Below are 25,762 nucleotides of genomic sequence, written 5' to 3'. Positions count from 1 at the left end.
TTGAGCGATGAGAGAATTCCGGGTCTTGGCGCGGCGTTGCGCGCGGCGTTGCGCACTGCATTGCGCTGCCCGCGCGGCGCTGGGATCAGGAGAAGAGATCTCCCTGCTTCGTCGCAGGAGCCGCGAGGCCCAGGTGCTCGTAGGCGCGGCGGGTCGCGACCCTGCCGCGCGGCGTGCGGCCGACGAAGCCCTGCTGGAGCAGGAACGGCTCGTACACGTCCTCGATCGTGTCGCGCGGCTCACTGAGCGCCGCGGCCAGCGTGTCGATGCCCACAGGGCCGCCGTCGTAGTGATCGACGATGACGCGCAGCAGCCGGCGATCCATCTCGTCGAGGCCGGCCGCGTCGATCTCGAGCCGCTCCGCGGTCTTCCGCGCGATCTCCATCGTGATCGCGCCGTCGCCCAGCACCTCGGCGAAGTCGCGTACGCGGCGCAGGAGGCGGTTGGCGACGCGCGGCGTCCCCCGCGCGCGCGCCGCGATCTCGCGCGCTCCGCCGGCGTCGATCGGCACATCGAGCAGGCCGGCGCTGCGCTGCACGATGCGCTCGAGCTCCTCGACGGGGTAGAAGTCGAGGCGGACGACGTGGCCGAAGCGCGACAGCAGCGGCGCGGTGAGCAGCCCGGTGCGGGTCGTCGCGCCCACGAGCGTGAAGGGCTTCAGCGCGAGCTGGATCGTCGTCGCGTAGGGGCCGTCACCGGTCATGATGTCGATGTTGAACGACTCGATCGCGGGGTAGAGGCTCTCCTCGACCGCCGGCGTGAGCCGGTGGATCTCGTCGATGAACAGCACGTCGTTGCGCTCCAGCTTCGTCAGCAGGCCGGCCAGCGCGCCCTTGTGCTCGACCGCCGGTCCGCTCGTCACATGGAGGGCGACGCCCATCTCGCGGGCGATGATGTGGGCGAGCGTGGTCTTGCCCAGGCCGGGCGGACCACAGAACAGCATGTGGTCGAGCGGCTCGCGCCGCCGGCGCGCGGCTTCGACGAAGACCTTGAGGTTCTCCGTGTGCTTGACCTGGCCGACGTACTCGGCGAGCGAGGCAGGCCGGAAGAGGCGGTCGAAGCGATCGTCGTCGCCTGTCTCGGCAGGAGAGAGCGCCCGTTCAGGCATGCCACGGGCGTACCGCGTGCAAGCAGCGAAGGGAAGCGATCCGCGCGGCGGCGTGGGTCGCCGCGGGGCGCTGGTCGAGGTCAGCCGAGCGCAGGGACAGAGGACAGGCGGGGACGGCGGGGGGGCGGGATGCGCGGCAGACGAGCGCGGCAGAGCGGCCGGCCGTCGGGGGCGCCGTCCACCTCGAGAGAGCCGCCGTGGAGCTCGATCACCGATCGCGCGTGGCTGAGGCCCAGCGTCAGGCCGCGCCCGCGCGCCGTGGTCTGCCGGCTGAACAGGGCCTCGAGCTCGTCCGGCGGCACGTCGCGGCTGCCGTACTCGATGTCGATGCGGACCTCGTTGTTGAACTCGCCGGCCATCGTCGCCGTGAGGCGCACGAGGCGCGCCGACGGGTCGGCCGCGCCCGTCCGGAGCGCGTGCGCGACGATGACCGCGATCGCGCGCGTCGCGTAGGCTTGATCGACGGGGATCAGCGGCAGGGTGTCGCCGACCTCGATGACGACCTCGCCGCCGGCGTCGCTCGCGAGCTCGCGCGCCTTGCGGAGCGCGCCCGCGATGAGCCAGCCGACGGACGTCGGCTGCGGCTCGAGCGTGAGCTGCCCGGCCTCGACGCGGGCGGCGTCGAGGATCGACTCGATGAGGCCAAGGAGCTCCCGGCCGCGCGTCGCGATGAGCTCCAGGCTCTCGCGCTGCGCGGGGGTCAGGTCCTCCTGGCCCACGAGCTCGGCGAACCCGAGGATGGCGTTCAGCGGGCTCTTGAGATCGTGGCTCACGCTCGCGAACAGGAGGCCGCGCATGCGCTGCGCCGCCTCGCGGGATTCGAGCGCGCGCTCCTGCGCCGCGGCGAAGACGCGGAAGCGCTCGGCGAGGTCCTCGATGGCGTGCCCGAGCCGGGCGACGACGGCGAACCGGGCGGGGCGCGCGATCTGGGTGGCGCCGCGCAGCACGCTGTCCGTGCCGAGCAGGCGCACCTGCTTCGTGGCGTGCACGAGATCGGCCGCGAGGACGCGGCCGAACAGGTTGCCGAGCGCGCCGGCGACCAGCACCGCGAGCAGCGCGACGAGCGCGCCCCAGATCGCGGCAGAGGGCTCGAGGTCGGCGGAGAACCGGGTGTTGACGCAGCCGTAGTCGAGCGGCGTGATCACGGCGATCTGCCCGTCGGCTTCGCGGCCGAAGGAGGGCTCCGAGCCCACGCAGTCGTGCTCCAGGCGCGCGAGGAACCCGAACTCCGCCGCCGAGGCCACGACGTCGTTGCGGCCGGCCGCGTCGATGGCCCCGAGCGACGGGTCGAGCGCCGTGCGCGCGATGAGCCCCGCGGTCGAGCGCCGGCTGCGCTCGATGAACGTCTGGAGGTGCGCGTTCGCGATGAGCACCGCCCCGACGCCGACGAGCAGCACCGGCGTGGCGACGGCCAGGAGCAGCTTGGAGGTGACCCGCCGGCGCGGCGTCTGGTAAAGCTCGGCGGTCTCGAGCAAAGCGCCGATCGCCTCGGCCGGGCTGATCTCGAAGAGGCTGAACGCCGCGGCGCGCGTCAGCACGTAGTGCGGGATCGCGGACGCGCTGAGGATCGTGATCGCGAGGATGAGCAGGCTGACCGCGCGGCCGTCGTCGAGCTTCTCTGGCCTGATCCCGGGGATCATCATGAGGCCCGAGATCGTCGAGCTCGCCAGCACGAAGCGCAGCGCCAGCGAGGTCGGGAGCCCGGCGACCCGCTCGAGCTCCTCGTGATCGATGTCGCGCGAGCCGATCACGAGCGAGCGCAGCAGGTTCTCGTGGGTGCGCAGCCGGAGCAGCGTCAGCAGCGTGGTCGCGCAGATCGCGGCGAGCGCGATCTTGGCGCCGACCGAGAGCACGCTGGCGGCGACGCGCGGCTCCAGGATGAGCAGCTTCGGCGCGAGCGCCGCGATCGCCCCGAACGCGGCGACGCCGACCAGCGCCTGGCGGACGAGCACGCGCCTCGCGAAGTGGATCGCGTCGTCCCTCATGCGCTCCTCGGTCATGCGATCCTCCCCTGGGGGCCGCCGGCGCCGGGGTCGTTCCCCGGCGGCGCCGCCACGTCGGGTGCGGGCGGGGTCGGCGCGAACAGGGGTCGCTGCACGATCCACATCGGCAGGGTGATCGTGAAGGTCGAGCCCCGCCCGAGCTCGCTCTCCAGCTGGATCGTCCCGCCGTGCATCAGCACGAGGCGCCGCGCGATCGAGAGCCCGAGCCCCGTCCCGGCCCGGCGCGAGCGCACGTCGCCGGTCTGCCGGTACTCCTCGAAGACCGCCGACGTCTCCTCCGGCGGGATGCCGGGGCCGGTGTCCTGGACGACGATCGCCGCATAGCGGCCGCGCCCCGTGATGTTGACCGTCACCGAGCCGCGCGCCGTGAACTTGACGGCGTTCGAGACGAGGTTGGTGAGGATCTGCCGCACCCTCCGCGGATCGGCGTGCGCGACCAGGGCGTGGTCCCCGGTGACGCGCAGCTGGAGGGGCTTGTCGCGCGCCGCCGCGGACGCCTCGCGCATCACCTGATCGACGAGGGCGCGGAGGTTGACGGCCCGGCGGGAGAGCTGGAGCTTGCCCGTCTCGAGCGCCGAGAGGTCGAGGATGTCGTCGATGAGCGTGCGCAGGTGCTCGCCGCTCTGCCGGATGACCGACAGCGCCTCGCGCGCGTCCTGGCTGAGCGGCCCGTCGACCTCGCTCTCCAGGACGTGGGCGAACCCGAGGATGGCGTTGAGCGGCGTGCGCAGCTCGTGGCTCAGCCCCGCGAGGAACGCCGAGCGCTCGCGGTCCATCGCGGAGGCCTGCTGGAGGTCCGCCCGGTAGGTGCGCTCCGCCGCGGCGAAGCGGGTGATCAGGAGGTTGAAGGCCGCCGTCAGGAGGCCGACCTGGTCGAGCGACCTGATCGGCACGGGCTCGGCCTGGATCACGTCCGTGGGCAGCGCGCTCTGGCCCTGTCCGCGCGCCATCGCCGTGATGCGCTCGCGCAGGTAGTCGACATCGTCGCGCGCCGACTTGGTGAACGAGAGCGCGACCGCGACAGCCACGCCGAGCAGCAGCACCGTGAGCGCCGCGACGGCGTTGCCGAGCGCGATCGAGTCGGGCGGCGGGCTCGGCGCCGAGACGAAGGTGAGCACCGAGAGGTGAGAGAGCGGCGGGTGCAGCGGGCGCGCCGCGAACCGGACGCGGCCGAGCGAGGTCGTCGTCTCGCCCTTGCCCAGCGTGAGCATCTGGACGAGGCCGGCCCTGGCCGGCGCACTGAAGCTCTCGTTGATCAGCACGTGGCCGCCTTGATCGACGAGCAGGATCTCCGACCCAGCCCGCCGCGCCGCCTCCCTCAGGAGCGCCGCCCGCTCCCCCTCGATGGTCCCGCGGAGCCGCGCCGAGAGCGTCGCGGCCAGCACCTCGGCGCGCAGGCTCGCGGCCTGATCGCTCATCTTCGCGAGCTGGCCGATGCCGATCAGCGCGATCGCCACCGCCGTGGCGATCCCCACGACGATCACGATCGCGGGCGCGAGCGGCACGAGCGGCGTCGTGCCGCGGGGCCAGCGGATGAGGCGACGACGGCGGGCCAAGGCGGAGTCAGGATGCTAGCGCGCTTCGGGCGGCGCACGGGCCACCTCGGTCGCCCGAAGGGAGCGAGCGCGCTCGTGGGCGGTTCTACCTGGGATCGGTCGCCAGGAGCGCGAAGACGGAGTGGTCGAGCCAGCGACCGTCGCACCACTCGGCCTGCCGGGCGATGCCCTCGAAGCGGAAGCCGAGCCGGCCGATGACCGCGAGGGAAGGATGGTTGTCCGTCGCGGCCGCAACCCGCACCCGGTGCGCGCCCATGTGGCCGAACGCGAACCCGAGCGCGGCCCTCGCGGCCTCGGTCATGAGTCCGCGCCCGGTCGCCTCCTTGCGGAGCCAGTAGCCGAGCTCGCAAGAGCGGTGCAGGTGTACGCACGCCTCGAGCCCGACCACCCCGGCGAGCGAGCGGTGCGCGCGCTCGCGGATGACGAAGCGCAGCGCCCTGCCGTGATCCCAGTCGGCGGCGCACGCCTCAGCGAAGCGCACGCTCGCGGCCGGATCCGTGTGGAACTGCACCCAGGGAAGCCAGCGCTGGAGGATTGCGCGCGAGCCGTTGACCGCGAGCCAGAGCTCGGGCCCGTCGGACGGGTCGATCGGCACGAGGATCAGCCGCTCGGTCTCGATGGGACGGGCGCGAACCTCGCTTCGAGGTGGGAGGATGAGCATGGGGTCACCGGCACTGGATGCGAGCGGCGTAGGGCTCGAGATGACCCGCCTCGTAGTCAAGCCAGGCGACATACCACTCTCCGGGCTTCGCGCCGGGGCTCATCGAAGGCGCCGGCTGATCCCCGCTGATGCGGGCGAATTTCGTGGGCGTGCCGATGCCGTCGCGGTTGATCGACGCGGTGAGCATGCGGCCCCCCTCGAACCAGACCAGCTGGGCCTGCCCGCTCGGCGCGATCGCGATCGACGGGCGCGCGCCCGACTTCGAGAACCGCTTGCGCCAGAGCGGCTGGCCCTTGGCCGGATCGATGTAGGCGGCCGATGCGCCCCCGAGCGGCGCCTCGCCGTGCCAGACGACGAAGCAGCCGCCCGCGCCGCAGGCGAGCGAGGGGCTGTCGCTCCGGACCCGATCGCTGTTCACGAGCGACAGGTCGCCGAGCGCGCGGTCGGCGCGCTTGCCGGGGCTGGCCGGCGGGAGCCCCTTGCCGGCGTTCGCGAGCGGGAGGCGCATGTACTGGATGACCCGCGTCGGCTCGCGATCGAAGCGGAAGGCGAGGTGCATCACGTCGTTCGCCACCGCCACCGAGGGGAAGCGGACGCGCGGCTTCGAGGGGCCCGTCGGGGTGACGTCGGTCAGCCGGATGATCTCGCCCGCCGGATCGAGGTTCGGCGAGAGGCGGCGCATGAAGAGGTCCTCGGAGGCGTTGTCGCCGTCGTCCGACCACGTGATCAGGAACCCCTCGGCGGCGCGCGCGAGCGAGGGCCACGAGTTCCCTCCGCGAGGGAAGGGCGCGACCATCACGGCGGGGCCATCGATCCGCCCGTTGGCGTCGAGCCAGCGCACGTGCACGCCGGCCTCCGGCCCCTTGCCGTCCCAGTACGTGAGCACCAGCCGATCGCCTGCGGAGGTCAGCTCGGGGCGCCCGATGGCGCGGCCCTCGGGCGTCACGTCGAGCGCCGGCGACGACGGCCGCATCGCGCCGTCCAGCGTCGTCGTGTAGGCGTGCTCGGTGCCCTCGTGCGAGTCCGTCCAGGTGACCACCGCGCCGCGCGGCCCGAGCGCGATCGAGGGCCGGCTGGCCCCGACGGCGCGGCCGCCCTCGCGCACCAGATCGTGCGTGCGCGGCCTCGCGAGGCCGGTGAGCGCGCAAGGCGCCTTGCCGCTCGCGTCTTTCAGGGCGACCTGCACGTGCTCGATCAGGGTCCGCGGCACGGGGTGGTTGCCCTTGTCCTGAGCGTCCTTCAGCAGCCTGAGCGCGGCCTTGAGATCGCCGGCGGCGACCGCCTCCTGCGCCTGCGCGACGAGCGGCGGCCACGCCAGGGCGGGCGGCTCGACGCGGGCGTCGGTGCGCGCTGGCACGTTGGCCCCGGCGGACGCCGAGGGGGCGCTGATGGCCGGCGGCGCCGCGCTGCTCGACGAGACGGGCGGCAGGGCCGTCGGCTTGAGGAACTGGCGGTAACCCGCGTAGGCGCCGCCCGCGACGAGCGCGAGCACGCCAAACACGACGAGCGCGCGTCCCGCGCCGCCTCGCTTCGGCGTTGATGCGTGCGCCAGCGGATCGGGGACCGAGGTCTCGCCCGAGCCCCCGGAGAACGTGATCTGCTGCCCCGCGCCCTGGCTCATGCGCCCGGCGATCGCGGCGCCGGGCGCGCCCGAGGTGTCCAGCCCGGCGAACGGATCTCCCCCGCGCTCCGCCGGACCCGACGGGACGGTCCGCCGCGATTCGTTGGGGGTCACACGGACGACCCCCGGCGGGTCGAACGACAGGTCGGCCGGCGCGTCGCCGCCCGGCATGACGAGCCCCGCCTGGGACGGCTCCGCGCCGCGCGGCGGCTGCGCGACGCCGAGCGCGACCGACAGCTCGTCGGCGAACTCCTTCGCGGTCTGGAACCGGCGATCGATGGAGCGGTCGAGCGCCTTCTCGAACCACGTGGTGAAGCTCGCCGGGAGGTCGGGGCGGAGCGCCGCGGGCTGCGGCAGGGGCGCGTTGGCGATCTGCGCGAACGTCATCGCGACGCCCTGCTCGGTCTGCCAGACGGTGCGGCCGGTGAGGCACTCGTAGGTGATGCAGCCGAGCGCCCAGAGATCCGCGCGGTGGTCGACCGCTCCCTGGCCGCGCACCTGCTCCGGGCTCATGTACGCCGGCGTTCCGAAGACCGCGCCCTCGCGGGTGAGGCGCGCCTGCGCGTCGCCGCCGTCGACCGGCGCGTAGAACTTCGCGAGGCCGAAATCGAGGATCTTCGCGCAGAGCCGGCCCTCCTCATCCTTCGTGAGGAAGATGTTCTCCGGCTTGAGGTCGCGGTGGACGATGGAGGCGGCGTGCGCCTTGGTGAGCCCTCGACACACCTGGGACACCACCGTCACGGTGGTCTCGGGGTCGAGGTACCTGATGACGGTCATCCGCTCGTACAGCGACTCGCCTTCGAGGAGCTCGAGCACCAGGAAGGGCCGCCCGTCGTCGAGCTTGCCCGAGTCGTAGACGTCGCAGATGAAGGGGCTGCGGATCGACGCGGCGGCCCGGGCCTCTCGGAGAAAGCGCTCGACCACGACGGCTGAGGTCGTCAGCTCCTGGGCGAGCACCTTGATCGCCACGCGTTTGCCGATGTCGATGTGCTCGGCCTCGTACACGGCAGCCATGCCGCCGCGCCCGATCTCGCGTGTGATGCGGTATTTTCCGGCGAGGACCGTGCCTACCGGGATCTTCGCTTTGTTCGGCAAAGCCATCAGGCAGGGCTGTCCCGCGACTGGATTCGCCAGCGCAGCCTATTCGAGCCGCGTCACAAGAACAATGGCGAGCGCAGCATGACCGTCGGGGAGGGGCCCGATCCTCTCCCTGGCGCCGCGCGAGCGGGCTCAGCGCTTCCACGAGGGCACCGTGAAAGCGGATTCCACCCCGGGCCGGTCATGGACCAGGGCGGGGCCACCGCTCTGGTGGCGCGGTGCGTAGGCAGGTTCCCACCCCCGGCGCCATCGCCGCGCAGGCGAGCTCTGCCTTGCTCAGGTAGAGCTGTGAAAAAAGTAAGCAGGCTCCGATTTTCTGACGCCCGATGCACTTTTCTCACGCTCGCGCGGTGCGCGAAACATTCCGGAAACATGAGCTTGGGTACACCAGCCTGGACCTTCGGTCGCGCGCCAGCGTCCGGGGTGAAGGGTCGCCGATCCGGCTCCGCTGGATGGGTCCCTGAGTCGTTGACAGTGTCGGGCAAGGCTCGGTGGACCGGGCCGCCCCCGTCACGGATCGGAAGCCGGGCGGCGCCCGGCACATCGATGGGAGGCCGCCGGCGGAGGTGTCCCCCCTTTACCAGCTCTGCTCCAGCGGGGCCTTTCGGGTGAGCGCCCGGGTCTTCTACCCTGGCGCGCACCCGGTCACCACAGGCGTGCGCAATGAAAAAGGTCGAGGCGATCATCAAGCCGTTCAAGCTCGACGAGGTCAAGGACGCCCTCGCCGAGGTCGGGATTCAGGGCATGACGGTGACCGAGGTAAAGGGCTTCGGTCGGACCGGCGGCAAGAAAGAGGTCTATCGAGGGTCGGCGTACGTCGTCGACTTCGTGCCGAAGGTGAAGGTCGACATCGTCGTGCCGGACAGCATGGTCAGCGACGTGATCGACGCCATCGAGAAGAGCGCCAAGACGGGTCGGATCGGCGACGGCAAGATCTTCGTCGTCCCCGTCGAGGAGGCCGTGCGGATCCGCACGGGGGAGCGCGGCGAGGACGCCATCTAGGAGGCGCGCCGCCGGCAGAGCGTCACAGGGCATTCGCGGCGGGTCACAGGCTCGAGGATCGAGAGATCGAGAGATCGACAGATCGATAGATCGATAGATCGACAACCGAGAAGCGAGCACGAGCCCGCACACCGTCGAGTCACATACAGCGAGAGCAGCGAGTCAGCGAGGTAGAGAAGATCATGAAGGCGAAAGATGTCGTCGCGTTTGCGAAGGAAAACGACGTAAAATTTGTCGATCTCAAGTTCATCGATCTGCCCGGCATCTGGCAGCACACGACCATCCCGGCGTCCCGCCTGAACGAGGATCTCTTCGAGGAGGGGATCGGCTTCGACGGCTCGTCGGTGCGCGGATGGCAGCCGATCAACGCGAGCGACATGCTGATGACGCCCGATCCGTCGACGGCGAAGCTCGACCCGTTCCATGCCCAGAAGACGCTGAGCATGATCTGTAAGATCAGCGATCCGGTGACCGGCCAGCCCTACGGCCGCGACCCGCGCTACATCGCCCAGAAGGCCGAGAATCACCTCCGCGCGAGCGGCATCGCCGACACGTCCTACTTCGGGCCCGAGGCCGAGTTCTTCGTCTTCGACTCGGTCCGCTACGAGAGCTCGCAGCGCGGCGCCTTCTACGAGATCGACAGCGACGAAGCGGTCTGGAACTCCGGCAAGGCCGGCCCGAACCTCGGGCACAAGATCCGGTCGAAGGAGGGCTACTTCCCCGTCGCGCCGACCGACACGCTCGGCGATCTGCGCGGGCAGATGATGTCCACGCTGATCGAGACCGGCATCGGGGTCGAGGTCGGCCACCATGAGGTGGCGTCGGCCGGCCAGTGCGAGATCGGCATCAAGTTCTCGACGCTGACGGCGATGGCCGACAACCTCATGTGGTTCAAGTACGTCATCAAGAACGTCGGCCGCAAGAACGGCAAGTCGGTGACGTTCATGCCGAAGCCGCTCTTCGGCGACAACGGCAGCGGCATGCACTGCCACCAGTCGCTCTGGAAGGAGGGCAAGCCGCTCTTCGCCGGCGACGGCTACGCCGGGATGTCCGACACGGGCCTCTGGTACATCGGCGGCATCCTGAAGCACGCGAAGGCGCTCGCGGCGCTCACCAACCCGACGACGAACAGCTATCGCCGCCTCGTCCCGGGCTATGAGGCGCCCGTGAACCTCGCGTACTCGAGCCGCAACCGCTCGGCGTCGATCCGCATCCCGCTGGCCCCGGGCAACAGCCCGAAGGGCCGCCGCATCGAGGTCCGCTTCCCGGACGCGAGCTGCAATCCGTACCTCGCCTTCGCCGCCATGATGATGGCCGGCCTCGACGGCGTCCAGAACCGGATCGATCCGGGCGACCCGCTCGACAAGGACATCTACGCGCTCTCGCCCGAGGAGCTCAAGGAAGTGCCGCACATGCCGGGCTCGCTCGACGAGGCCCTCGGCGCCCTCGAGCGCGACCACGAGTTCCTGCTCCGCGGCGACGTCTTCACCCGCGACATCCTCAAGACCTGGCTCGACTACAAGCGCGAGCGCGAGGTCGACGCGGTCCGGCTCCGCCCGGTCCCGCACGAGTTCTTCCTCTACTACGACGTCTGATCGCCCCCACCCCCGAGGGCAGCGCAGGGGCCGGCGCACAAGAAAATTGCGCTGTGCCCCTCGCTGCCCAGCCTCTTCATCGCTCGCCGTCGTGTCCGGCGAGCGCCGGTGACGCCGAGTCGAAGCGTCGCGGTATCGGAAAATCCCACGGATCTCTGTGCCCGCGGAGGCGGCGAGGCGGGTTGTCGCCCCTCGCGCCGCGAACTTTTGCTTCCTTCTGGAGCGCGCCGCACCGCGGTACCGCTCGTCCATGGCTCGGGTTATCCTCCGGTCCGGCTCCGATGGGGGCGGCGTAAAGCCAGCTCCTCCTCGGTTCCCTGGTCCCGCGGTCCTCCGGTCCGCCTGTTTCCTCGGTTCCCTCAGTTCCTTCGGCTCCCTCAGTTCCCTCAGTTCCCCAGCGACACCTCGGCGCAGCAGTGAACCCCGGCGATCTCATCCAGTCTCGCTACCGGCTCGTGAAGCTCCTGGGCCAAGGCGCCAGCGGGTCGGTGTGGGCCGCGAAGAACGTGCTCATCGACCGCGACGTGGCGCTCAAGGTGATGAGCCCCGAGGTGGCCGGGGACGCCGTCGCGCTCCAGCGCTTCTTCAACGAGGCGAAGGCGAGCGGGCGCCTGCGGAGCCCGAGCATCGTCGAGATCCTCGACCTCGGCCAGGCCGAGGACGGCTCTCCGTTCCTCGTGTTCGAGCTGCTCGTCGGCGAGGGGCTCGACGAGTGGCTGCGGCGCGAGGGCACCATCGAGCCGGAGGTGCTGGTCGAGCTCTTCCTCGGCCTCGCGCGGGCGCTCGACATGGCCCACCAGCAAGGGATCATCCACCGCGATCTGAAGCCCGCGAACATCCATGTGCATCGCAACCACCTGGGCGAGCTCGTGGGGAAGATCCTTGACTTCGGGATCAGCAAGGTCCTGGAGAAGGAGCACAACTTCTCGCTGACCCGCACGGGCTGCGTCGTCGGCTCGCCGGCGTACATGTCGCCCGAGCAGGCCGCGGGGCGCGAGGACGTGGACGCCCGCGCCGACATCTGGTCGCTGGGCGTCGTCATGTACGAGGCGTTGACCGGGACGACCCCGCATCAGGCGCCGAACTACAACGCGCTGATGGTCCGGATCCTGAGCAAGGACTGCGATCCGATCGCCGCGCGCAGGCCAGGGCTCCCGCCGCGCCTCTGCCAGCTCGTCGAAGCGTGCCTCCGCCGCGAGCGCGACGAGCGGATCGCCTCGGCGGACGCGCTCGCGAAGGAGCTCGAGGCCGTCCTCCGCGAGCTGCGCGCCGAGCGCTTCCGGGGACAGAAGGGGCGGCGCGCCTCGGACATCGGCCTCGGCGGCGACGTCGGCCTCGCGCCCGAGAGCGCGGCGGCGCGGAGCGGCGACGCCGCCGGGACGCTGGGACGGCTCGTGCAGCACGGCAGGCGCCTGCCAAAGGCCATGCTCGTCGCGGCGGGCATCGGGGTGGTGCTCTGGGCAATGGCGCTCGTGCTCATCGGCAGGTACTGGATCCGCTGAGCGCCGCGGCGCCGCAGGGCGAGCGAGCGTGGTCGGCGCGCCCACGGCATGCGCGCCAGGTTGCTCCTTGCGGCGGTGCGCGTCGGGGCCCCATGTTGGCCCCACGTCGAGCCGTTACCCGAGCTCGAAGCGAGCATTGATGGAAAGGATGCAAGTCGATGGACGACCACCAGACGCATGAAGCGCACGCCCATGTTCATGGGCAGGGATGTGGACATCAGGCGTTGCGGCATGAAGGCCATGTCGATTACCTGCACGACGGACACCTGCATCACCCGCACGGCGATCACTTCGATGAGCACGTGCTCTCGGTCGGCAACGAGAACCCTGACGCGTGCACGCCGAGCCATGCATGCGCCGATCACGAGAAGGCGCACACGCACGGGGCAGGCTGCGGCCATCAGGCCGTGCCCCACGGCGATCATTTCGATTACCTCGTCGGGGCGCACCTGCACCATCCGCACGGCGATCACTGCGATCACCACGGCTCGGTCCAGCTAGGGTGATCGCCGCGCCGCCCCGCGCCGGAGCTCCGGCGCGTGAGGTGGAGGCCGCGGGACGACGCGCGAGGGAGAGCGGCGAGCGGCGCGTGAGGGAGAGCGGCGAGCGTGAGCTCCTGGAACGACGTTCCGGGGAGCCCGGCGTCACGCGGGCGGCGCGCCGTGGTCGTCCGGTGCGCCGCTCGCGCTGCAGCGATGTGCGTGTGCGCAGGGCGCATGCGGCCCCTCTGACCCGGACGCACCGGTGTCGCCGGCGCCACGCATGCCGCCGAGCCATGCGCGAGGGCCGAGCCTCATGAAGCTCGAGAGCAGGAGCGCGCCGAGCGCGGCCGCGCAGACCCACGCGATGGTGGAGTGCTCCTGCGACGCGAGGTCGTGGAGGTCCGGGATTGCCGAGAGGGGGACGAAGGCGTTCGCGACGAGGCCGAGCGCGACGGCAAAGGTGACGCTGAAGAGCGCGGAGGCGGCGGCGGCGCGCGCTCCGAACGCCCGATGCAGGCCGCCGAGCGCCGCGATGTGGGTCGCCGGCCCCGCCACGAGAAACGCGAGCGCCGCGCCGACCGGCAGCCCCTTGTGGATCATCACCGCGGCGAGCGGCGCCGCGCCTTGCGCGCACACGTGAGCGGGCACCGCGAGGAGCGCGCTCACGAGGACGTCGTCCGGCGCGCCGAGCGCGCGCGCTGCGGCCGGCGCGATGGCCGCCTCGAGGACGGCGGCGAGCACCAGGCCCGCGACGTACCAGGCGGCCATGTGATCGAGCGCTGGACCGACGGCCTCGGCGACGGCGGCGCGGAGCCGCGCGCCCGGCGATGCCACGGTCCCGGCGACGACGGGCGGCGCGCCGCCGGAGGGCGCGGCGCTCGAGCCTTTCGTCCTGGCCACCCTGGCGACGAGGAGCGCGACCAGCACGGCGAGGAGCGCGCCGCCCGCGACGCGCGCCGCGGTGAACGGCAGGCCGAGCATCCGCAGCGAGAGCAGCGCGCCGGCAGGATCGAGCGCCGGCGCGCAGAGGACGACGGCGACGACCGAGGCGACCGGCGCGCTCGCGCGCGGGAGCCGCTGCATGCGCGGCGCAACGCCGCAGGCGCAGAGGGGCAGCGGCGGCCCGGACGCCAGGCTGCGGGCGGCCCGGGGCAGCGCCGCGCCGCCGCGCAGCGAGCCGATCGAGCGATGCAGGACGCTCGGAGAGAGCGCGCGCAGGAGCCCCGCCATGGCGAGCCCGGCGAGCACGGCGGGCGCCGTCTCGATGAACAGCGGGCCGAGCGACTCGGCGAACGACAGCTCGGACGCATGCGCGCTCGTGAAGGAGCTCTCCGGGCTGGGGAGCGCGAGCGCGACGCAGAGCCCCGAGGCGAAGGCGATCGCGCTCGCCGTCCGCGCGCGCGCCCCCCGAGGCGGCGCCTCGTGCGTGTGGACCACGAGCCGCAGGAGGACGCCGAGGCCGAACGCGATGAACACCTCGAACGACTCGTGGGGGAGGCTCTCCACGGCGCGCTGGCCAAGGAGGGCGCCGAGGACGGTGAGCAGCCCGAGGAGCCCGAGGCGCGCGGCGAGCTGCCGCCAGCCCCAGGCGGGCAGGAAGCGCGCCGCGAGCGACAGCCCCTCGGGCAGCCGGTGCACGAGGACGGCGCTCGCGAAGAGCACCCCGTCCGCGCTGCTGTCGGCCGCGGCCACGGCCAGCGCGAGCCCGGCGCCGTCGAGCAGCCCGTGCACGGCGAGCGCCGAGAACGCGATCTCCCGCCCCAGCACCTCGCCGGTGTCACGCCGCCGGTGCTCCGTGAGCCCGAGCGCCGCGTACCCGAGCGCCGCCCAGAGGAGCGCCTGCGCTCCGATCTCCTCGACGACGTGCGGCAGGTGGCGCGTGAGGACGAGCGCGGGCACGAGGCCGAGCGTCAGCCCGTCGAGCACCGACGTCGGCAGCGCCTGGCGCCGGCCGAGCGCCACGAGGAGCGGCCCCACGGCGAGGCCGGCGATCGACAGGACGACGACGAGCGCGAGCATGGGCGCGGTGGGCTATGCCCGAGCCACGTAGCCTAATCAATATCAAATTGGTGTTGCAACCAGGATGCGGACAGCAGTCTGTGGTCGCTGAGCGCCGCCGAGCGCCGCGTCATTCACGCGGCTCGGGGCTGCTGGTGGCCGGGGGTCGCCGATGACCGAGGGCTGCTCCGCCGCTCAGGCCTGCACGCACCGATCGCAGCGGCCCTTGAGCTGGATCTGGAGTCCCTTGCGCCGCAACGCGCGCGGCGCGCCGCGCGCCGCCTTGATTTCGATGCTCTCGTCAGGGAGGCAGAGCACATCGCCGCATGTGTCGCACATGAAGTGCGGGTGCTCGTCCGCGGCGTGGGTTCCGGTGGACTCCCGCAGCTCGAACCGCCAGAGGTGGTCGCCCATGTCGGTGCGGCGCACGAGCCCGGCGTTGGTCAAATCGATCAGGTTCCGGTAGATGGTGGCGCGATCCCACCCTTTCGGGGCGAGCTCAGCAGCGAGCTCCGCGTGGCTGACGGGCGTCCGCGAGCGGCCGAGGCTGTGGAGCACCGCGATGCGCGGCGAGGTGGCCCGCAGGCCGGCCGCCCGGATCTGCTCACGGAGCTCCTCCGCGGACTGACCTGCTTTCGTACGCGCCATGCCAGACATCTACCGTCGCCAGGAGAGTACTGCAATCACGATGCATCGCGCCCGTCGGCCGCGCAGCGCCCGGGTCGGCCGCGTGCCAGTGTGAGCGAGATCGCAGGACCGCCGCCGAGCCCGCCGCGCCACCGCCCGCGAGAACGCAGCGCCTGCCTCGTTCGGACCGCGTGCGCGCGTGCCCGGCGCGGCCCCGACGAGAGGGCCGGCGGCGGCGAGCGCCGACCCGGCTCCGAGAGGATGTGGCAGGCGGAGAGTTTGGATAACGTCGTGCACCTGGCTTCGAGCGTCGCTCGATCTGCACAGACGAGGCGGATGGGCGCGCGGTGCGGCGCTCCTCGGGAAGGCGCCTCGAAATCGGGGTGAGCTCCGCGGGCCCTGATCCCGAAGGCGCGGAGGACATGGAACAGGCGGAACAGCCAGGTCCCCGTCGTCGTCTGATCTCGAGTCGAGGGGCGCTCCCTCGGTCCGCGCCGCTCTCGACGTGTGCTCCATAATGGAGCGATCGATCCAAGTTGGAGCAATCGGCGTGTCCGTTCCACGCGGGCCGCTGCGCCTCGTCATCGCTCTGCATGTCCGGGGGGCCTGTCGGCGTTCGGCGAGAGAGCGCAAGACACGCAAGACGACCAGAACGACCAGAACGACCAAGACATGGAATCTTCCTTGGTCGTCGCGAGTGGAATCAGCCCTTTTGGAATTGAACCGATTGTGATCGCGGATATATATTCATGCTTCCTTTGCGGGGAAATGAACCAAGGAGAGTGTCCATGCGAGCTCGGACGTGTGCGGAAGTATTTGCCTTAGTCTTGATCGCTGCCTTGGGCGTCGCGTGCGGCGCCGACCCCTCGACCCCCGTGGAGGATGCGCCGGCCGTCGTCGACGTCGAGCCCGAGCAGGTCGAGGCGGCGCCGGCGCCCCTGCGGCGCGGCTGCGCGACCGCCGAGCTGAGCGACGTTGAGAAGGAAGCCGTCGAGCAGTTCGTCCGCAGCCAGATGGCGCTCGGGTTCTCGGCGGGCGCGGCGGTCGAGATCCCCGTGCATGTCCACGTCATCAACAAGGGCATCGGCGTGTCGAACGGCGACGTGACGGACGGGATGATCGCGGAGCAGATAGAGGTGCTCAACGAGGCGTACGCGAACACCCGCTTCAGCTTCACGCTTGCCTCCGTCGATCGGACGAGGAACGCGACCTGGTACACCATGTCGTCGGGCTCTTCGGCCGAGCGGCAGGCCAAGGCCGCGCTCCGCATTGGTGGGCCAGACCACCTCAATCTCTACACGGCCAATCCGGGCGGCGGTCTGCTGGGCTGGGCGACGTTCCCCTCGAGCTACGCGGTCCGTCCGACCGACGACGGCGTCGTCCTGCTCCATTCCACGTTACCCGGCGGCAATGCGGCGCCGTACAACGAGGGAGATACGGGTACGCATGAGGTCGGTCACTGGCTCGGCCTCTTCCACACGTTCGAAGGCGGCTGCAACAAGAGCGGTGATGGCGTGGCGGACACGTCGTCCGAGCGCAGCGCCGCGTATGGCTGCCCGCTGAACAGGGACAGCTGCCGGGGAGGTGGGCTCGACCCGGTCCAGAACTTCATGGATTACACCGACGACTCCTGCATGGATGGGTTCACTGCAGGGCAGGCCGATCGCATGTCGGCTCACTGGAATACGTATCGTTGATCGGTGGATGATGTGACGGCGGGCGGCGGGCGACTCCGCCGTTCGCCGGCCGGACAGGCGTCCGGCAGAGCTCGATCACATCGACTTGATCTGGGCCCGGCGCTCGAAGCTCCGGCTCTCGGTGAGGACGCGCGGCGCGGGCTCGGCAGGCGCCGGCCCCGCGCTCGAGTCCCTATCTCCCTGCGCCAGGCGCTGCTGGCGGCGGGTACCGGCCTGTACGCCGAAGTACACGCCGAGGAACGTCACGACGCCCCAGCCGAGCAGGCCGATGGCGATGAGGCCGGTCTGGCGCGACGCATCGCCCCCGAGCTGGCTGATCTCCTCCATCGGCGCCGACAGCTTGCTCACCTCCTTCATCGGCTCGCGCAGCGTCGCGACCTGCTCCATCGGCTGCTTCAGCCCGGCGACGTCGCGCATCGGCGCGTCCAGGGCGGCGACGTCGCGCATCGGCGCGTTCAGGGCGGCGACGTCCGTGAGCGGGCCGCGGATGCCCACGAGGCTCTCGTTCATCGCGGCGATGGTGGCCTCCATCTCGCTCAGCCGATCCATCGACTCCTTGAGGCGCGCGGTCTCCCGCATGCTCTGCTGCATTGCGTCCATCGACCCCTTGAGCTCGGCCAGCCGCTCCATCGCCGCTTGCATCTCGGCGAGCTTCTCCATCGGCTGACGCAGCTCGGCGAGCTGATCGATGCTCTCCTGCGAGCTCCGCAGCGTCTGATTCGAATCCTCGATCGTCGCGCGGGTCCGCCGCATCTCCTCCGTCGTTGCCTGGATGGAGCGCGTGTTCGTGTCGATCATCGTCGCCATGCCGCAGCCCGCCGACACGAGCGCGAGCAGCATCATCGGCGCAATCCGAAGGATCCTTTCGCAGTGCATACCTGATCGTTGGTTCCTCGAAGGCGGCGCGTCAATGTGTGCTTGACGCGGTGCGCTGAAATATGACATAGCCGTGTCCGAGGGGTGAGGCGCTGTGGGAGATCGCGCGCGTTCGCCCGCGATCCGCTGGCGCGGCACGTGCTCTCACGGCGCTGTGAAATGTCGGTGTCGGTCCGGTGGATGTGACGCGCCGAGCGCTGGAAACCGGACGCCGGCGGTGGAAAGGAGAGGCCGAGTGCGCAGCTGCGATGGACGCGGCGCCGCCAGCGCCGATGTCCGGAGCTACAACGCGGGTGCGGCGCGCTTCATGCCGGCGCGGCGGCGAGAGCTCCGTGGCGGCCGCGCGGGGCGGGGGCGCTTTACCGTGCTGGACGGTCAGGCTGCAGGGCGCCGGCGCGGAGGGTGAGCGCGGCGAGGATGGCGAGCACGGCCGCGCCGAGCCAGGCAGGCGGGCCGAAGGCCTGCGTGCCCGAAGCGAGGGCGCCGTCGATCCACGTGGCGTCGAGCAGGGCGCCGCGCAGACCTGCGCCCGCGAGCGCGGTGAAGCTCGCGTGGACGGCGACCGCCGCGAACACGCCGCGGCCGCGCAGGAAGAGCGCCGCCGCGAGCGCGCCGAGCGTGGTCGCGAGGGCGAAGCTCGACGGGGACGCGCCCGGCGCGAGCCCGAGCGCGGCGCCGTGCGCGAGGGCGGAGAAGACCAGCGCGGGGCGGGGCGAGAGGCCGGCGCGCGCCGCGGCGGCGAACGGGATGCCGGTGAGCAGGAGCTCGTCGCGGACAGCGAGGGCGATCGCGCGCGCCAGGGCGAAGCCGAGGCTCGCCGAGGGCGCCCCGGCCTCGACGGTCACCCACCCGAGCACCGCGGAGACGCCGAGCGTGATCAGCACGGCGAGCGCGCCCAGCGCAGCGCCGAGCCCGACGCGACGGGCGAGGCGCGCGCGGCGGCCTGGGCCCTCCGGCTCCAGAGGATCGGTCCACTGCACGCCGGCGCGCGCCGCGACGACGTCGGCGACGACCGCGCCGGCGAGCGCCGCCGCGAGCGGGCTCGACGACAGGAGCACGGACACGATCTGCAGGGCCGCGGCGAGGCCGATGAGCCAGGCCGCGCCGAGCGCGAGCTCCGTCAGGCGGCGCTGCGGTCCGGCGGGATCGGGCCGAGGAGGGGTCTCCTCCGTGGCGTTCAGTGGAGCGTGTGCCACTGGCCGTTGTGCTCCACCTTCGGGACCTCCGCGTCGCCGTCGACCTCGTTGCGGTGACGCGCGCCCAGGGTGGCGACGAGCTGGACCGTGGACGGGCGCGCGGGCCGGTGGCGTACCTCCGACGCCGCGCGGAGCCGGCGGCGCGGCGCGGGAGGCGGCGGCGACCTCCGGCTGCGGAGCCGCTGCACGGCCAGCCGGCCGGAGACCAGCAGCCCGATCGCCAGCAGCGAGCCGGCCAGCACCGGGACGAAGCCGTAGCGGCGCGCGACGTTGGCGCGCCACGCGAGCTCGATCTCGCGGCCCGTCGAGACATAGGCGGCCCCGAGCGCGGCCTCGAGCGGCACGCCGCCGCGCGCCTGAGCCAGCGCGCGCACGAAGCTCTGCCGCCGCTCGTCATCGACGAGGAAGCGGACGATGTCGGCCGCCTGCGCGTAGGGCAGCGAGCCGGCCGTGTCCTCGGCGGCTGTCAGGTTCGCCTCGAGCTCGTCGAGCGGGAGGAGGCGCCCCCGGAGCGCGGCGACCGAGAGCACCTGCGCGCGACGAGCGCCGCGGTCTCCGGCCACGTGGGCGGCGAACCCCTCGTGGAACCAGCGCGGGACCACGGCGCCGCCCGTCACCTCATCCAGGGCGAGGTGCGCGAGCGCGTGACGGAAGGCGCCCTCGAGATCGGGCGTCTCGGCGCCGAGCCGTGGAGAGGCGCTCAGGACCGCGAGCCGCAGCGCGCCGAACGAGATCGCCGTCACGGGGCCAGCGAGGCCCCCGGGGACGAGATCGTCGAGCTCGGCGGGCACATCCGCGATCCGGACCTTCACGGGGGCGGTCAGCACGTCGCGGCCGAGCAGGGCGCCGAGCTCGGCGCGTAGGTCGCCGGCGCGGGCGATCAGCGGGCGGACACGGTCGCGGGTGGACGGGTGATAGGCGAACTCGATCCAGCCGAGATCCTCGGTGTGGTACGCCGGCGGCGGCGGCGGCACGGGAAAATCGGCGCTGCCGTCGCGCGACGCGGCGGGCGCGTCGTAGACGCGGGGCGCGGCGCCGGCGAGCCGCGCGGGCGCGGCGATGATCGCGACGCAGAGGAGCGCGGCGAGCCTCAGCCCCAACCCCGCCGGGTTGCGCCGGGAGGAGCGCGTCATGGCGCGATCCGGCCCCGGAGGTGCACGGTGTCGCCGTCATCGCCGCCCGTCTGGGCCAGCACCAGCACGACGATCCCGGTCGCGACGACGCCAGCGAGCGGCCCCCAGAACCAGGGGGAGCTCCACGTCGGGCGCCGCTCCGACGGCCCCGACGAGCTGGCGCCGCCGTCCGCGGACCTCGGCGCCGCCTGGGCGACGTCGGCGCGAGGTCCGCGAGGTCCCGAGGAGCCCTGTCGCGATGAGGTCGGCGCGGGCGGCGTCGCGGCGCGACCGGCCGCGCCTCCGCTCCGTTCGTCTCCGGCGAGCAGCGCGCGCACGGCCGCGCCCGCGCCCGGCCAGCCGAAGATCGCCCCGGCGGGGGCGGCCGCGCCGTCGGCGGTCCGCTGGACCGTCGCGCCGAGCTCGAGCGGCGCGTAACTCGCGCCCGCGACCCGGAGCACGCGCGCGACGGGGTGGCCGTGCGCCGTGCTCACCGCGACGACGAGCGCCGCGCCTGCGCCCGCGCCGAGCGACGCGAGCAGCCCGCGCGCGACCGGCTCGGACTCGGCGCGCCCGGCGGAGCTGCGCACCTCCGCGAGCTCCTTCACGGCGGCCGGCGCGTCCGGGCGCGGCGGATCGCCGGCGAGCACCTGCGCTGTCGCCTCGTCGATGGGCGGGCGGAGCGCGGGGTCGCCGTAGATCGCGCGGGCGAGCGAGCGAGCCGCCTCGGCGCTCGCGTCGTCCACCGCCACCACGACGGCGCCGCGCAGGGCCGACCGCGCGGCGGGCGCGTCCGGCGCGCCGCGCGCAGCCGGCGCTGCCGCCGCGCTGCCCGCGTCCGGAGCCGCCGCGGCGGCGCCGTCTCGAGGCGGCTCCTGGGCCTGCGCGGGCGCCGCCGTCAGGCCGAGCGCCATCGCGACGAGGCCCGGAGCAACCGGCGGACAGCGGAACATGCATTTACGGTACGGAGGCCGCGGGCGAGCGTCAAACGGCGCGCGGCGCGGCGTCACGTCACAGCCAGCCGTGCTCGCGGTACCAGGCGACCGCGCGGCGCGTCCCCTCCGCCCAGCTCACCTCGGGCGCCCAGCCGAGCTCCCTGCGGGCGTCGCTCGAGTCGCAGACCCAGTGCGACGCGGAGAGCTCGTTCAGCTTGTCGCGCGTGAGCATCACGGCCTTGCCGGTGAGGCGGCCGAGCCCCTCGCTCGCGAGCGCGGCGCCGCGCACGAGCGAGAACGGGACGCCGAGACGGACGAGCGCCCGCGCGCCGAGCGCCGTCTCCACGTCCGCCAGCATGTCGCGCCACACATACACGCTTCCGTCGTCGATGAAGTAGGCGCGGCCGCTCGGCACGTCGCTCTGGATCGCCCGGATGCACGCGGCGGCCGCGTCGGAGGCGTAGATGACGCTGAGCGTGTTCCTGCCGTCGCCGAGCATCGGGAGGAAGCGGCGCGCGACGCTCTGGAAGAACGCGAACGACTCCTGGTCGCGCGGGCCGTAGATCATCGGGGGGCGCATGACGACCACGGGCAACGCGCCCTTCTCGGCGAGGACCAGCCGCTCGGCCTCGAGCTTCGAGCGCCCGTAGCGCGTCACCGGGGCCGGGCGCGCGTCGGCGGCGATGGGGCGCCCGTCCAGGCTCGGGCCGATGGCGGCGAGGCTCGAGACGAACACGAACCGCCGTATCGTCCCCGCCGGCGCCGCCTTCGCCGCGTCGAGCAGGTTCCGCGTGCCGTCGACGTTGATCCGGAAGAACTCCGCCTCGTCGCGCGCCTTGACCAGCCCGGCCGAGTGCACGATCGCGTCGACGCCTGGCGGGCCGACGACCGCGCGGCGGACGCTCTCCGCGTCCTCGACGGCGCCGTACGCGAGCTCGACCCCGCGCAGCGACGACAGGAACCTCGTGTCCGACGAGCGCCGCACCAGGGCGACGACGCTGTGCCCCTGTTGCACGAGCTGCTCGGCGACGTGCGAGCCGAGGAACCCGCTCGCGCCCGTGACCAGCACCCTCATCGCTCCGCTCCTCCTTTCCGGTCCCGGCGCGCGCCGCTCGGCGCTGGCGCGCGCGTCCATCACAGCGCCCGCTCGTAGACGCGATATTTCTTGTGGACCCGGCCGCCCATCAGCCGGATGCCCGCGTTGATGGCGGCGTTGTCCTCCAGCGTCCACCCCAGCTCGCCGCCCTCCATGCCGAGCAGATGCGCCGCGCGGTTCATCTCGACGTAGAGGAAGGCGCTGAGCCCGGCGTAGCGCCGCACATGGCGCCACTTCTTGCGGATGCCGAGCACGACGAGGCGCCCGCGCTTCGGGCCGCGCACGCGCAGCCGCCACAGCAGCTTGAAGATGCCGCCAGGGAGGAGCTTGCCGTGGAAGTCCTTGATCAGCTGGTTGAGGTCGGGCAGCCCGAGCGACACGGCGGCCGGCTCGCCGTCGATGAACGTGATCTTGGTGAGCTCGGGCATCAGGATGAGCCGCACGTCCTTCGACCACTTGACGAGCTCCTTCTCGGTCATCGGGACGAAGCCCCAGTTGTCGCTCCAGGCGTCGTTGTAGACGTCCATGAGGATCCGGATGTCGCGGAGCAGGTTCTTCGGATCGCCGCAGCGCGTGTGCACCTCCGGCATCGCCAGGACCTCGGCGTGGGCCTTCTGCGCCCGGGCGGGGACCTTGCCGACCTCGTAGCCCCACGCGTAGAGGTCCTTCACCTTCTCGAGCCCCGCCTGCTCGATGAGCCGGCCCTGGTGCGGCCGGTGGTAGGGCATCATCATCACCGGCGGGAGCTCGAAGCCCTCGATGAGGCAGCCGATCTCCTCGTTGGTCGAGAGCGAGTAGGGGCCCCGCATGCGCTTCATCCCGCGCGCGCGCAGCCAGCCCGCGGCCTCGGCGAGCAGCGCCCCGGCCGTCTCGGCGTCGTCGATCGTATCGATGAACCCGAACGAGCCGGTCTCGTCGCGGTGGACCCGGAGGTGCTCGTGATCGACCTGCGCGGTGATCCGACCCGCTGGCCGGCCGTCCTTGTACGCCACCCACGCCGTCCCCTCGGCGTGCTCGAAGAACGGGTTCTTCTTCTTGTCGAGCCGATCGGAGATGTCCAAGTCGAGCGGGCGGATATAGTTGGGCTCACCCTCGTAGACGGTGTCGACCACGTTCAGGAAGTCCTTCAGGACCTTCTTGTCGCCCTTCCGGAGCTCGCGGATCTCGATAGCCATAGGGCTTGAGCCCGTACCTTCCGAGACGCGGCGCTGCAAGGGGCTCGCACCGACGTGGCGGCGCGCGCCGCGCTGATCGCACGACGCCGCGCGCGCGAAGCCGGTAAGCTCTCGCGGAGGGCCTGTCCGGCCCCCGGCAACTCAGGTGGACGCAGCATGATGACCCCGAAGGAGTTCCAGAGGCAGTTCAAGCGGCTGCTGATGAGCCGTGTGGAGGGCATGGACTGGGAAGACAAGCTCGCCCGGGTCCGCCAGTACCTGCGCCAGCTCGAGGCGCGCCAGAGCCCGGAGGAGGAGTCGGCCGAGCTCTCGCCGTCGCTGGAGCTCATCCCGTTCGAGCCCGGCAAGCGGCCTGTCGACGAGGCGCTCTATCCGGGGCACGGGTGCAGCGAGCGCGTCGGCTGCATCAACACCTCTGGCGACCCGTCGGAGCTCGGCGACGAGGTGTGGCTGCTCTACCGGCTGCGCGATATCTACGCGTTCGTCGCCCCCTTCGAGCGCCCGTTCGAGGTGACCATGTCGGCGTGGTTCCTCCCCGCGAGCCCCGACGGCGGCGAGCCGTGCCCGGTGCCCGGCCTGATGGACGTGCCGCTCAGCCCGCAGATCGTCTCGACCTCGTCCTACCCCGTCCCGAAGCTCGAGCCCGCCCCGTGGAACTCGTTCCACCAGACGGTCTACGTGGCCACCATCGTGCCGGCGCGGCAGCTCGTGCCGCACCCCCCCGGCGAGGAGACCGGCGGCGGCTATTTCTGGGGCGACCTGCCCGAGTCGTTCCGGCGGCGCGTCACCGACGGCTTCGAGCCGTTCACGTTCGCGAGCCTGTTCCGGCAGCAGCTCCGCGTCGAGATCAAGCTCAGCGAGGCGGGCAGGACGGTAGCCTCCGAGTCGACGGACATCGAGATCTTCGACACCGGCCGCTTCGGCTCGCTCTACGCGCGCCTGCTCGACCGGCTCGTCAAGGCGGACACGGAGATCCAGCAGCGGGCGCTCGGGATCGACGAGCTCCACGTCGGCTATCACCCGTGGTTCCCCGTGCTGACCATCGGCATGGACAAGGCGCTCCTGTACCTCCGGGCCATCCATCAGGACCTCGAGCAGCACCGGCGCAACCTCCCCGACCCCCGCTGGCTGCTCCGGGTGGGCCTCTACCTCGAGCTGCTCACGTGCCTCGGCATCTTCGAGGCCGTGAAGCACGACTACCCGGACATGCTCTCGCCGGGGGAGCGCGAGGCCTTCGAGGAGGGCGCGGCGTTCGCGCCGATCCGCGCGTCGATCGACGTCGCGGCGTGGGCGCAGGTCTGGGACATGCGGCACATCGCGCCGCGCGCGGCCGGCTTCTTCGCGGCCGGGCCCGTGAGCCTGACGAACCTGATGCGCAAGCAGAAGGCCACGCTCGCCTTCCTGCACGCCCACCACGCGGACCTGCAGAAGGCGATCGAGCTCGCCGGCCCCAACCTCTGGAACGCGCAGGAGACCTGGCACCGGGTGTTCCGCGACGCGGAGCGGGCCGTGCTCAAGAACAACGTGCTCGCGTTCCCGGAGCTCGCGCACATCGATCCGCGGTGGCGCGACTTCGCGCTCTGGCACCAGCGGGGGGACATGCGGCTGTTCGGGATCAACCTGATGCCCGAGGCGCTGACGGGGCTCTTCGGCGACCAGGACGGCATCTTCCCCGCGGCGTGCCGGCAGTACCGGAAGTCGATGAACGACGTCGCCCGGTGGGCCGCCGAGCGGAACCTCATGGATTACACGGGCGACGAGTGCATCCCGCGGAACGCGAGCCTGCTCGAGGCGTACATGGAGAAGAACCCGTCGCACCTCGCCGCGCTGCAGCGGCGTGACGGCCACGGGGCCGCGCCGTCGATCGAGCTCGAGGAGCCGAGCAAGGCGGCGCGGGAGGCGAGCGCCGAGGACCTCATGATGCTGCTCCGGCGGACGCCGGTCTTCAAGCCGCTGCTCGATCGCGAGCTCCGCAAGCTCGCGACGAAGGCGCGCCGGATCGAGTACGGACCGCTCGATCGGATCGTGCTGCAGGGGCAGCGGGACTCGTCGATGTTCGTCGTCGCGTCCGGCACCGTCGAGGTCCTGGTGCGGCACCCCGACGGGCAGGACGCGACGGTCGCCGCGCTCGAGAAGGGCGCCGTCTTCGGGGAGTTCGCGCTGCTCACGGGCGAGGAGCGCACCGCGACGGTGCGCGCCGTCGACGAGGTGGTGCTCTACCAGATCACGAAGGAGGCCCTGCAGCCGATCATCGAGGCGCGCCCGCAGCTCGTGATCGAGCTGAGCTTGCTCATGGCGTCGCGCCAGGCCCACCTGCGCGACGCGGCCGAGCGCTACCTCGAGGCCGAGGAGAAGGTGCGGAGCCTCGCCGGGCGCATCCGGCGGTTCGTCCTCGGCTGAGCGCGCTCAGCCCTTCGTGGCT

At 72.1% G+C, this 25,762-nt stretch carries 19 protein-coding genes; 6 read left to right on the top strand and 13 right to left on the bottom strand.

The window, feature by feature from the left end; translation table 11 throughout:
• Positions 1-85 precede the first annotated feature (85 nt).
• From ruvB to WME82_RS38715, 5 genes are all read right to left on the bottom strand, one after another.
• On the bottom strand, positions 86-1,108 hold the full coding sequence (gene ruvB / locus WME82_RS38735; RefSeq protein WP_438039436.1) for a Holliday junction branch migration DNA helicase RuvB: 1,023 nt from the start codon (positions 1,106-1,108) through the stop codon (positions 86-88).
• Between the two features lie 80 nt (positions 1,109-1,188).
• Positions 1,189-3,108 carry a sensor histidine kinase gene (locus WME82_RS38730; RefSeq protein ID WP_437741548.1) on the bottom strand — a complete coding sequence of 640 codons (1,920 nt, stop codon included), beginning with the start codon at positions 3,106-3,108 and terminating at the stop codon, positions 1,189-1,191.
• Positions 3,105-4,667 (bottom strand): sensor histidine kinase, encoded by a 1,563-nt coding sequence (locus WME82_RS38725; RefSeq protein ID WP_437741547.1) that lies wholly within the window; start codon positions 4,665-4,667, stop codon positions 3,105-3,107. Before WME82_RS38725 ends, WME82_RS38730 begins: the two co-directional genes overlap by 4 nt.
• 85 nt (positions 4,668-4,752) lie before the next feature.
• The gene (locus WME82_RS38720) at positions 4,753-5,328 is read right to left on the bottom strand and encodes a GNAT family N-acetyltransferase (protein ID WP_437711120.1); all 576 of its coding nucleotides are present in this window, start codon (positions 5,326-5,328) and stop codon (positions 4,753-4,755) included.
• A 4-nt stretch (positions 5,329-5,332) separates the two neighbouring features.
• On the bottom strand, positions 5,333-8,050 hold the full coding sequence (locus WME82_RS38715; RefSeq protein WP_437741546.1) for a serine/threonine protein kinase: 2,718 nt from the start codon (positions 8,048-8,050) through the stop codon (positions 5,333-5,335).
• Positions 8,051-8,710: 660 nt separating this feature from the next.
• Between WME82_RS38715 and WME82_RS38710 the strand changes: the two genes are divergently transcribed.
• From WME82_RS38710 to WME82_RS38695, 4 genes are all read left to right on the top strand, one after another.
• Positions 8,711-9,049, top strand: coding sequence for a P-II family nitrogen regulator (locus WME82_RS38710; RefSeq protein ID WP_012239819.1), 339 nt, complete (start codon positions 8,711-8,713; stop codon positions 9,047-9,049).
• 182 nt (positions 9,050-9,231) lie between these two features.
• Positions 9,232-10,644: a type I glutamate--ammonia ligase gene (gene glnA, locus WME82_RS38705; protein WP_437545073.1), complete on the top strand. Its 1,413-nt coding sequence runs from the start codon at positions 9,232-9,234 to the stop codon at positions 10,642-10,644.
• A 416-nt stretch (positions 10,645-11,060) separates the two neighbouring features.
• Complete coding sequence (locus WME82_RS38700; RefSeq protein ID WP_437741545.1) at positions 11,061-12,146, top strand: serine/threonine-protein kinase; 1,086 nt, start codon at positions 11,061-11,063, stop codon at positions 12,144-12,146.
• A gap of 158 nt (positions 12,147-12,304) precedes the next feature.
• Positions 12,305-12,652, top strand: coding sequence for a hypothetical protein (locus tag WME82_RS38695; protein ID WP_438039435.1), 348 nt, complete (start codon positions 12,305-12,307; stop codon positions 12,650-12,652).
• A 138-nt stretch (positions 12,653-12,790) separates the two neighbouring features.
• Here the strand turns inward: WME82_RS38695 and WME82_RS38690 are convergent, their stop codons facing one another.
• Together WME82_RS38690 and WME82_RS38685 are read right to left on the bottom strand one after the other, a co-directional pair.
• The gene (locus WME82_RS38690) at positions 12,791-14,647 is read right to left on the bottom strand and encodes a permease (protein WP_438039434.1); all 1,857 of its coding nucleotides are present in this window, start codon (positions 14,645-14,647) and stop codon (positions 12,791-12,793) included.
• A gap of 174 nt (positions 14,648-14,821) precedes the next feature.
• Positions 14,822-15,274, bottom strand: coding sequence for a Fur family transcriptional regulator (locus WME82_RS38685; protein WP_437741542.1), 453 nt, complete (start codon positions 15,272-15,274; stop codon positions 14,822-14,824).
• Between the two features lie 767 nt (positions 15,275-16,041).
• On the opposite strand from WME82_RS38685, the gene WME82_RS38680 reads away from it, so the two are divergent.
• Positions 16,042-16,950 carry a zinc metalloprotease gene (locus WME82_RS38680; RefSeq protein ID WP_438039433.1) on the top strand — a complete coding sequence of 303 codons (909 nt, stop codon included), beginning with the start codon at positions 16,042-16,044 and terminating at the stop codon, positions 16,948-16,950.
• A gap of 75 nt (positions 16,951-17,025) precedes the next feature.
• On the opposite strand, the gene WME82_RS38675 is transcribed toward WME82_RS38680, so the two are convergent.
• The 6 genes from WME82_RS38675 to WME82_RS38650 form a co-directional block, all read right to left on the bottom strand.
• A complete protein-coding gene (locus WME82_RS38675; RefSeq protein ID WP_438039432.1) occupies positions 17,026-17,793 on the bottom strand; it encodes a hypothetical protein in 768 nt (255 codons plus the stop codon).
• 392 nt (positions 17,794-18,185) lie between these two features.
• Positions 18,186-19,022: a CPBP family glutamic-type intramembrane protease gene (locus WME82_RS38670; RefSeq protein WP_438039431.1), complete on the bottom strand. Its 837-nt coding sequence runs from the start codon at positions 19,020-19,022 to the stop codon at positions 18,186-18,188.
• Positions 19,004-20,155, bottom strand: coding sequence for a peptidase MA family metallohydrolase (locus WME82_RS38665; RefSeq protein WP_438039430.1), 1,152 nt, complete (start codon positions 20,153-20,155; stop codon positions 19,004-19,006). The genes WME82_RS38670 and WME82_RS38665 overlap by 19 nt, the downstream gene beginning before the upstream one ends.
• Positions 20,152-21,087: a hypothetical protein gene (locus WME82_RS38660; protein WP_438039429.1), complete on the bottom strand. Its 936-nt coding sequence runs from the start codon at positions 21,085-21,087 to the stop codon at positions 20,152-20,154. The genes WME82_RS38665 and WME82_RS38660 overlap by 4 nt, the downstream gene beginning before the upstream one ends.
• Before the next feature lie 58 nt (positions 21,088-21,145).
• Positions 21,146-22,144 (bottom strand): NAD-dependent epimerase/dehydratase family protein, encoded by a 999-nt coding sequence (locus tag WME82_RS38655; protein WP_438039428.1) that lies wholly within the window; start codon positions 22,142-22,144, stop codon positions 21,146-21,148.
• A 59-nt stretch (positions 22,145-22,203) separates the two neighbouring features.
• Positions 22,204-23,340 carry a hypothetical protein gene (locus WME82_RS38650; protein WP_437741535.1) on the bottom strand — a complete coding sequence of 379 codons (1,137 nt, stop codon included), beginning with the start codon at positions 23,338-23,340 and terminating at the stop codon, positions 22,204-22,206.
• Between the two features lie 156 nt (positions 23,341-23,496).
• Between WME82_RS38650 and WME82_RS38645 the strand changes: the two genes are divergently transcribed.
• Positions 23,497-25,740 (top strand): cyclic nucleotide-binding domain-containing protein, encoded by a 2,244-nt coding sequence (locus tag WME82_RS38645; protein WP_438039427.1) that lies wholly within the window; start codon positions 23,497-23,499, stop codon positions 25,738-25,740.
• Positions 25,741-25,762: the final 22 nt, after the last annotated feature.

Origin of the sequence: Sorangium sp. So ce128, from assembly GCF_051525245.1 — a bacterium.
In the GTDB taxonomy this organism is placed as follows: domain Bacteria; phylum Myxococcota_A; class Polyangia; order Polyangiales; family Polyangiaceae; genus Sorangium; species Sorangium cellulosum_B.
This window is presented reverse-complemented; position numbering and strand designations above follow the sequence as displayed.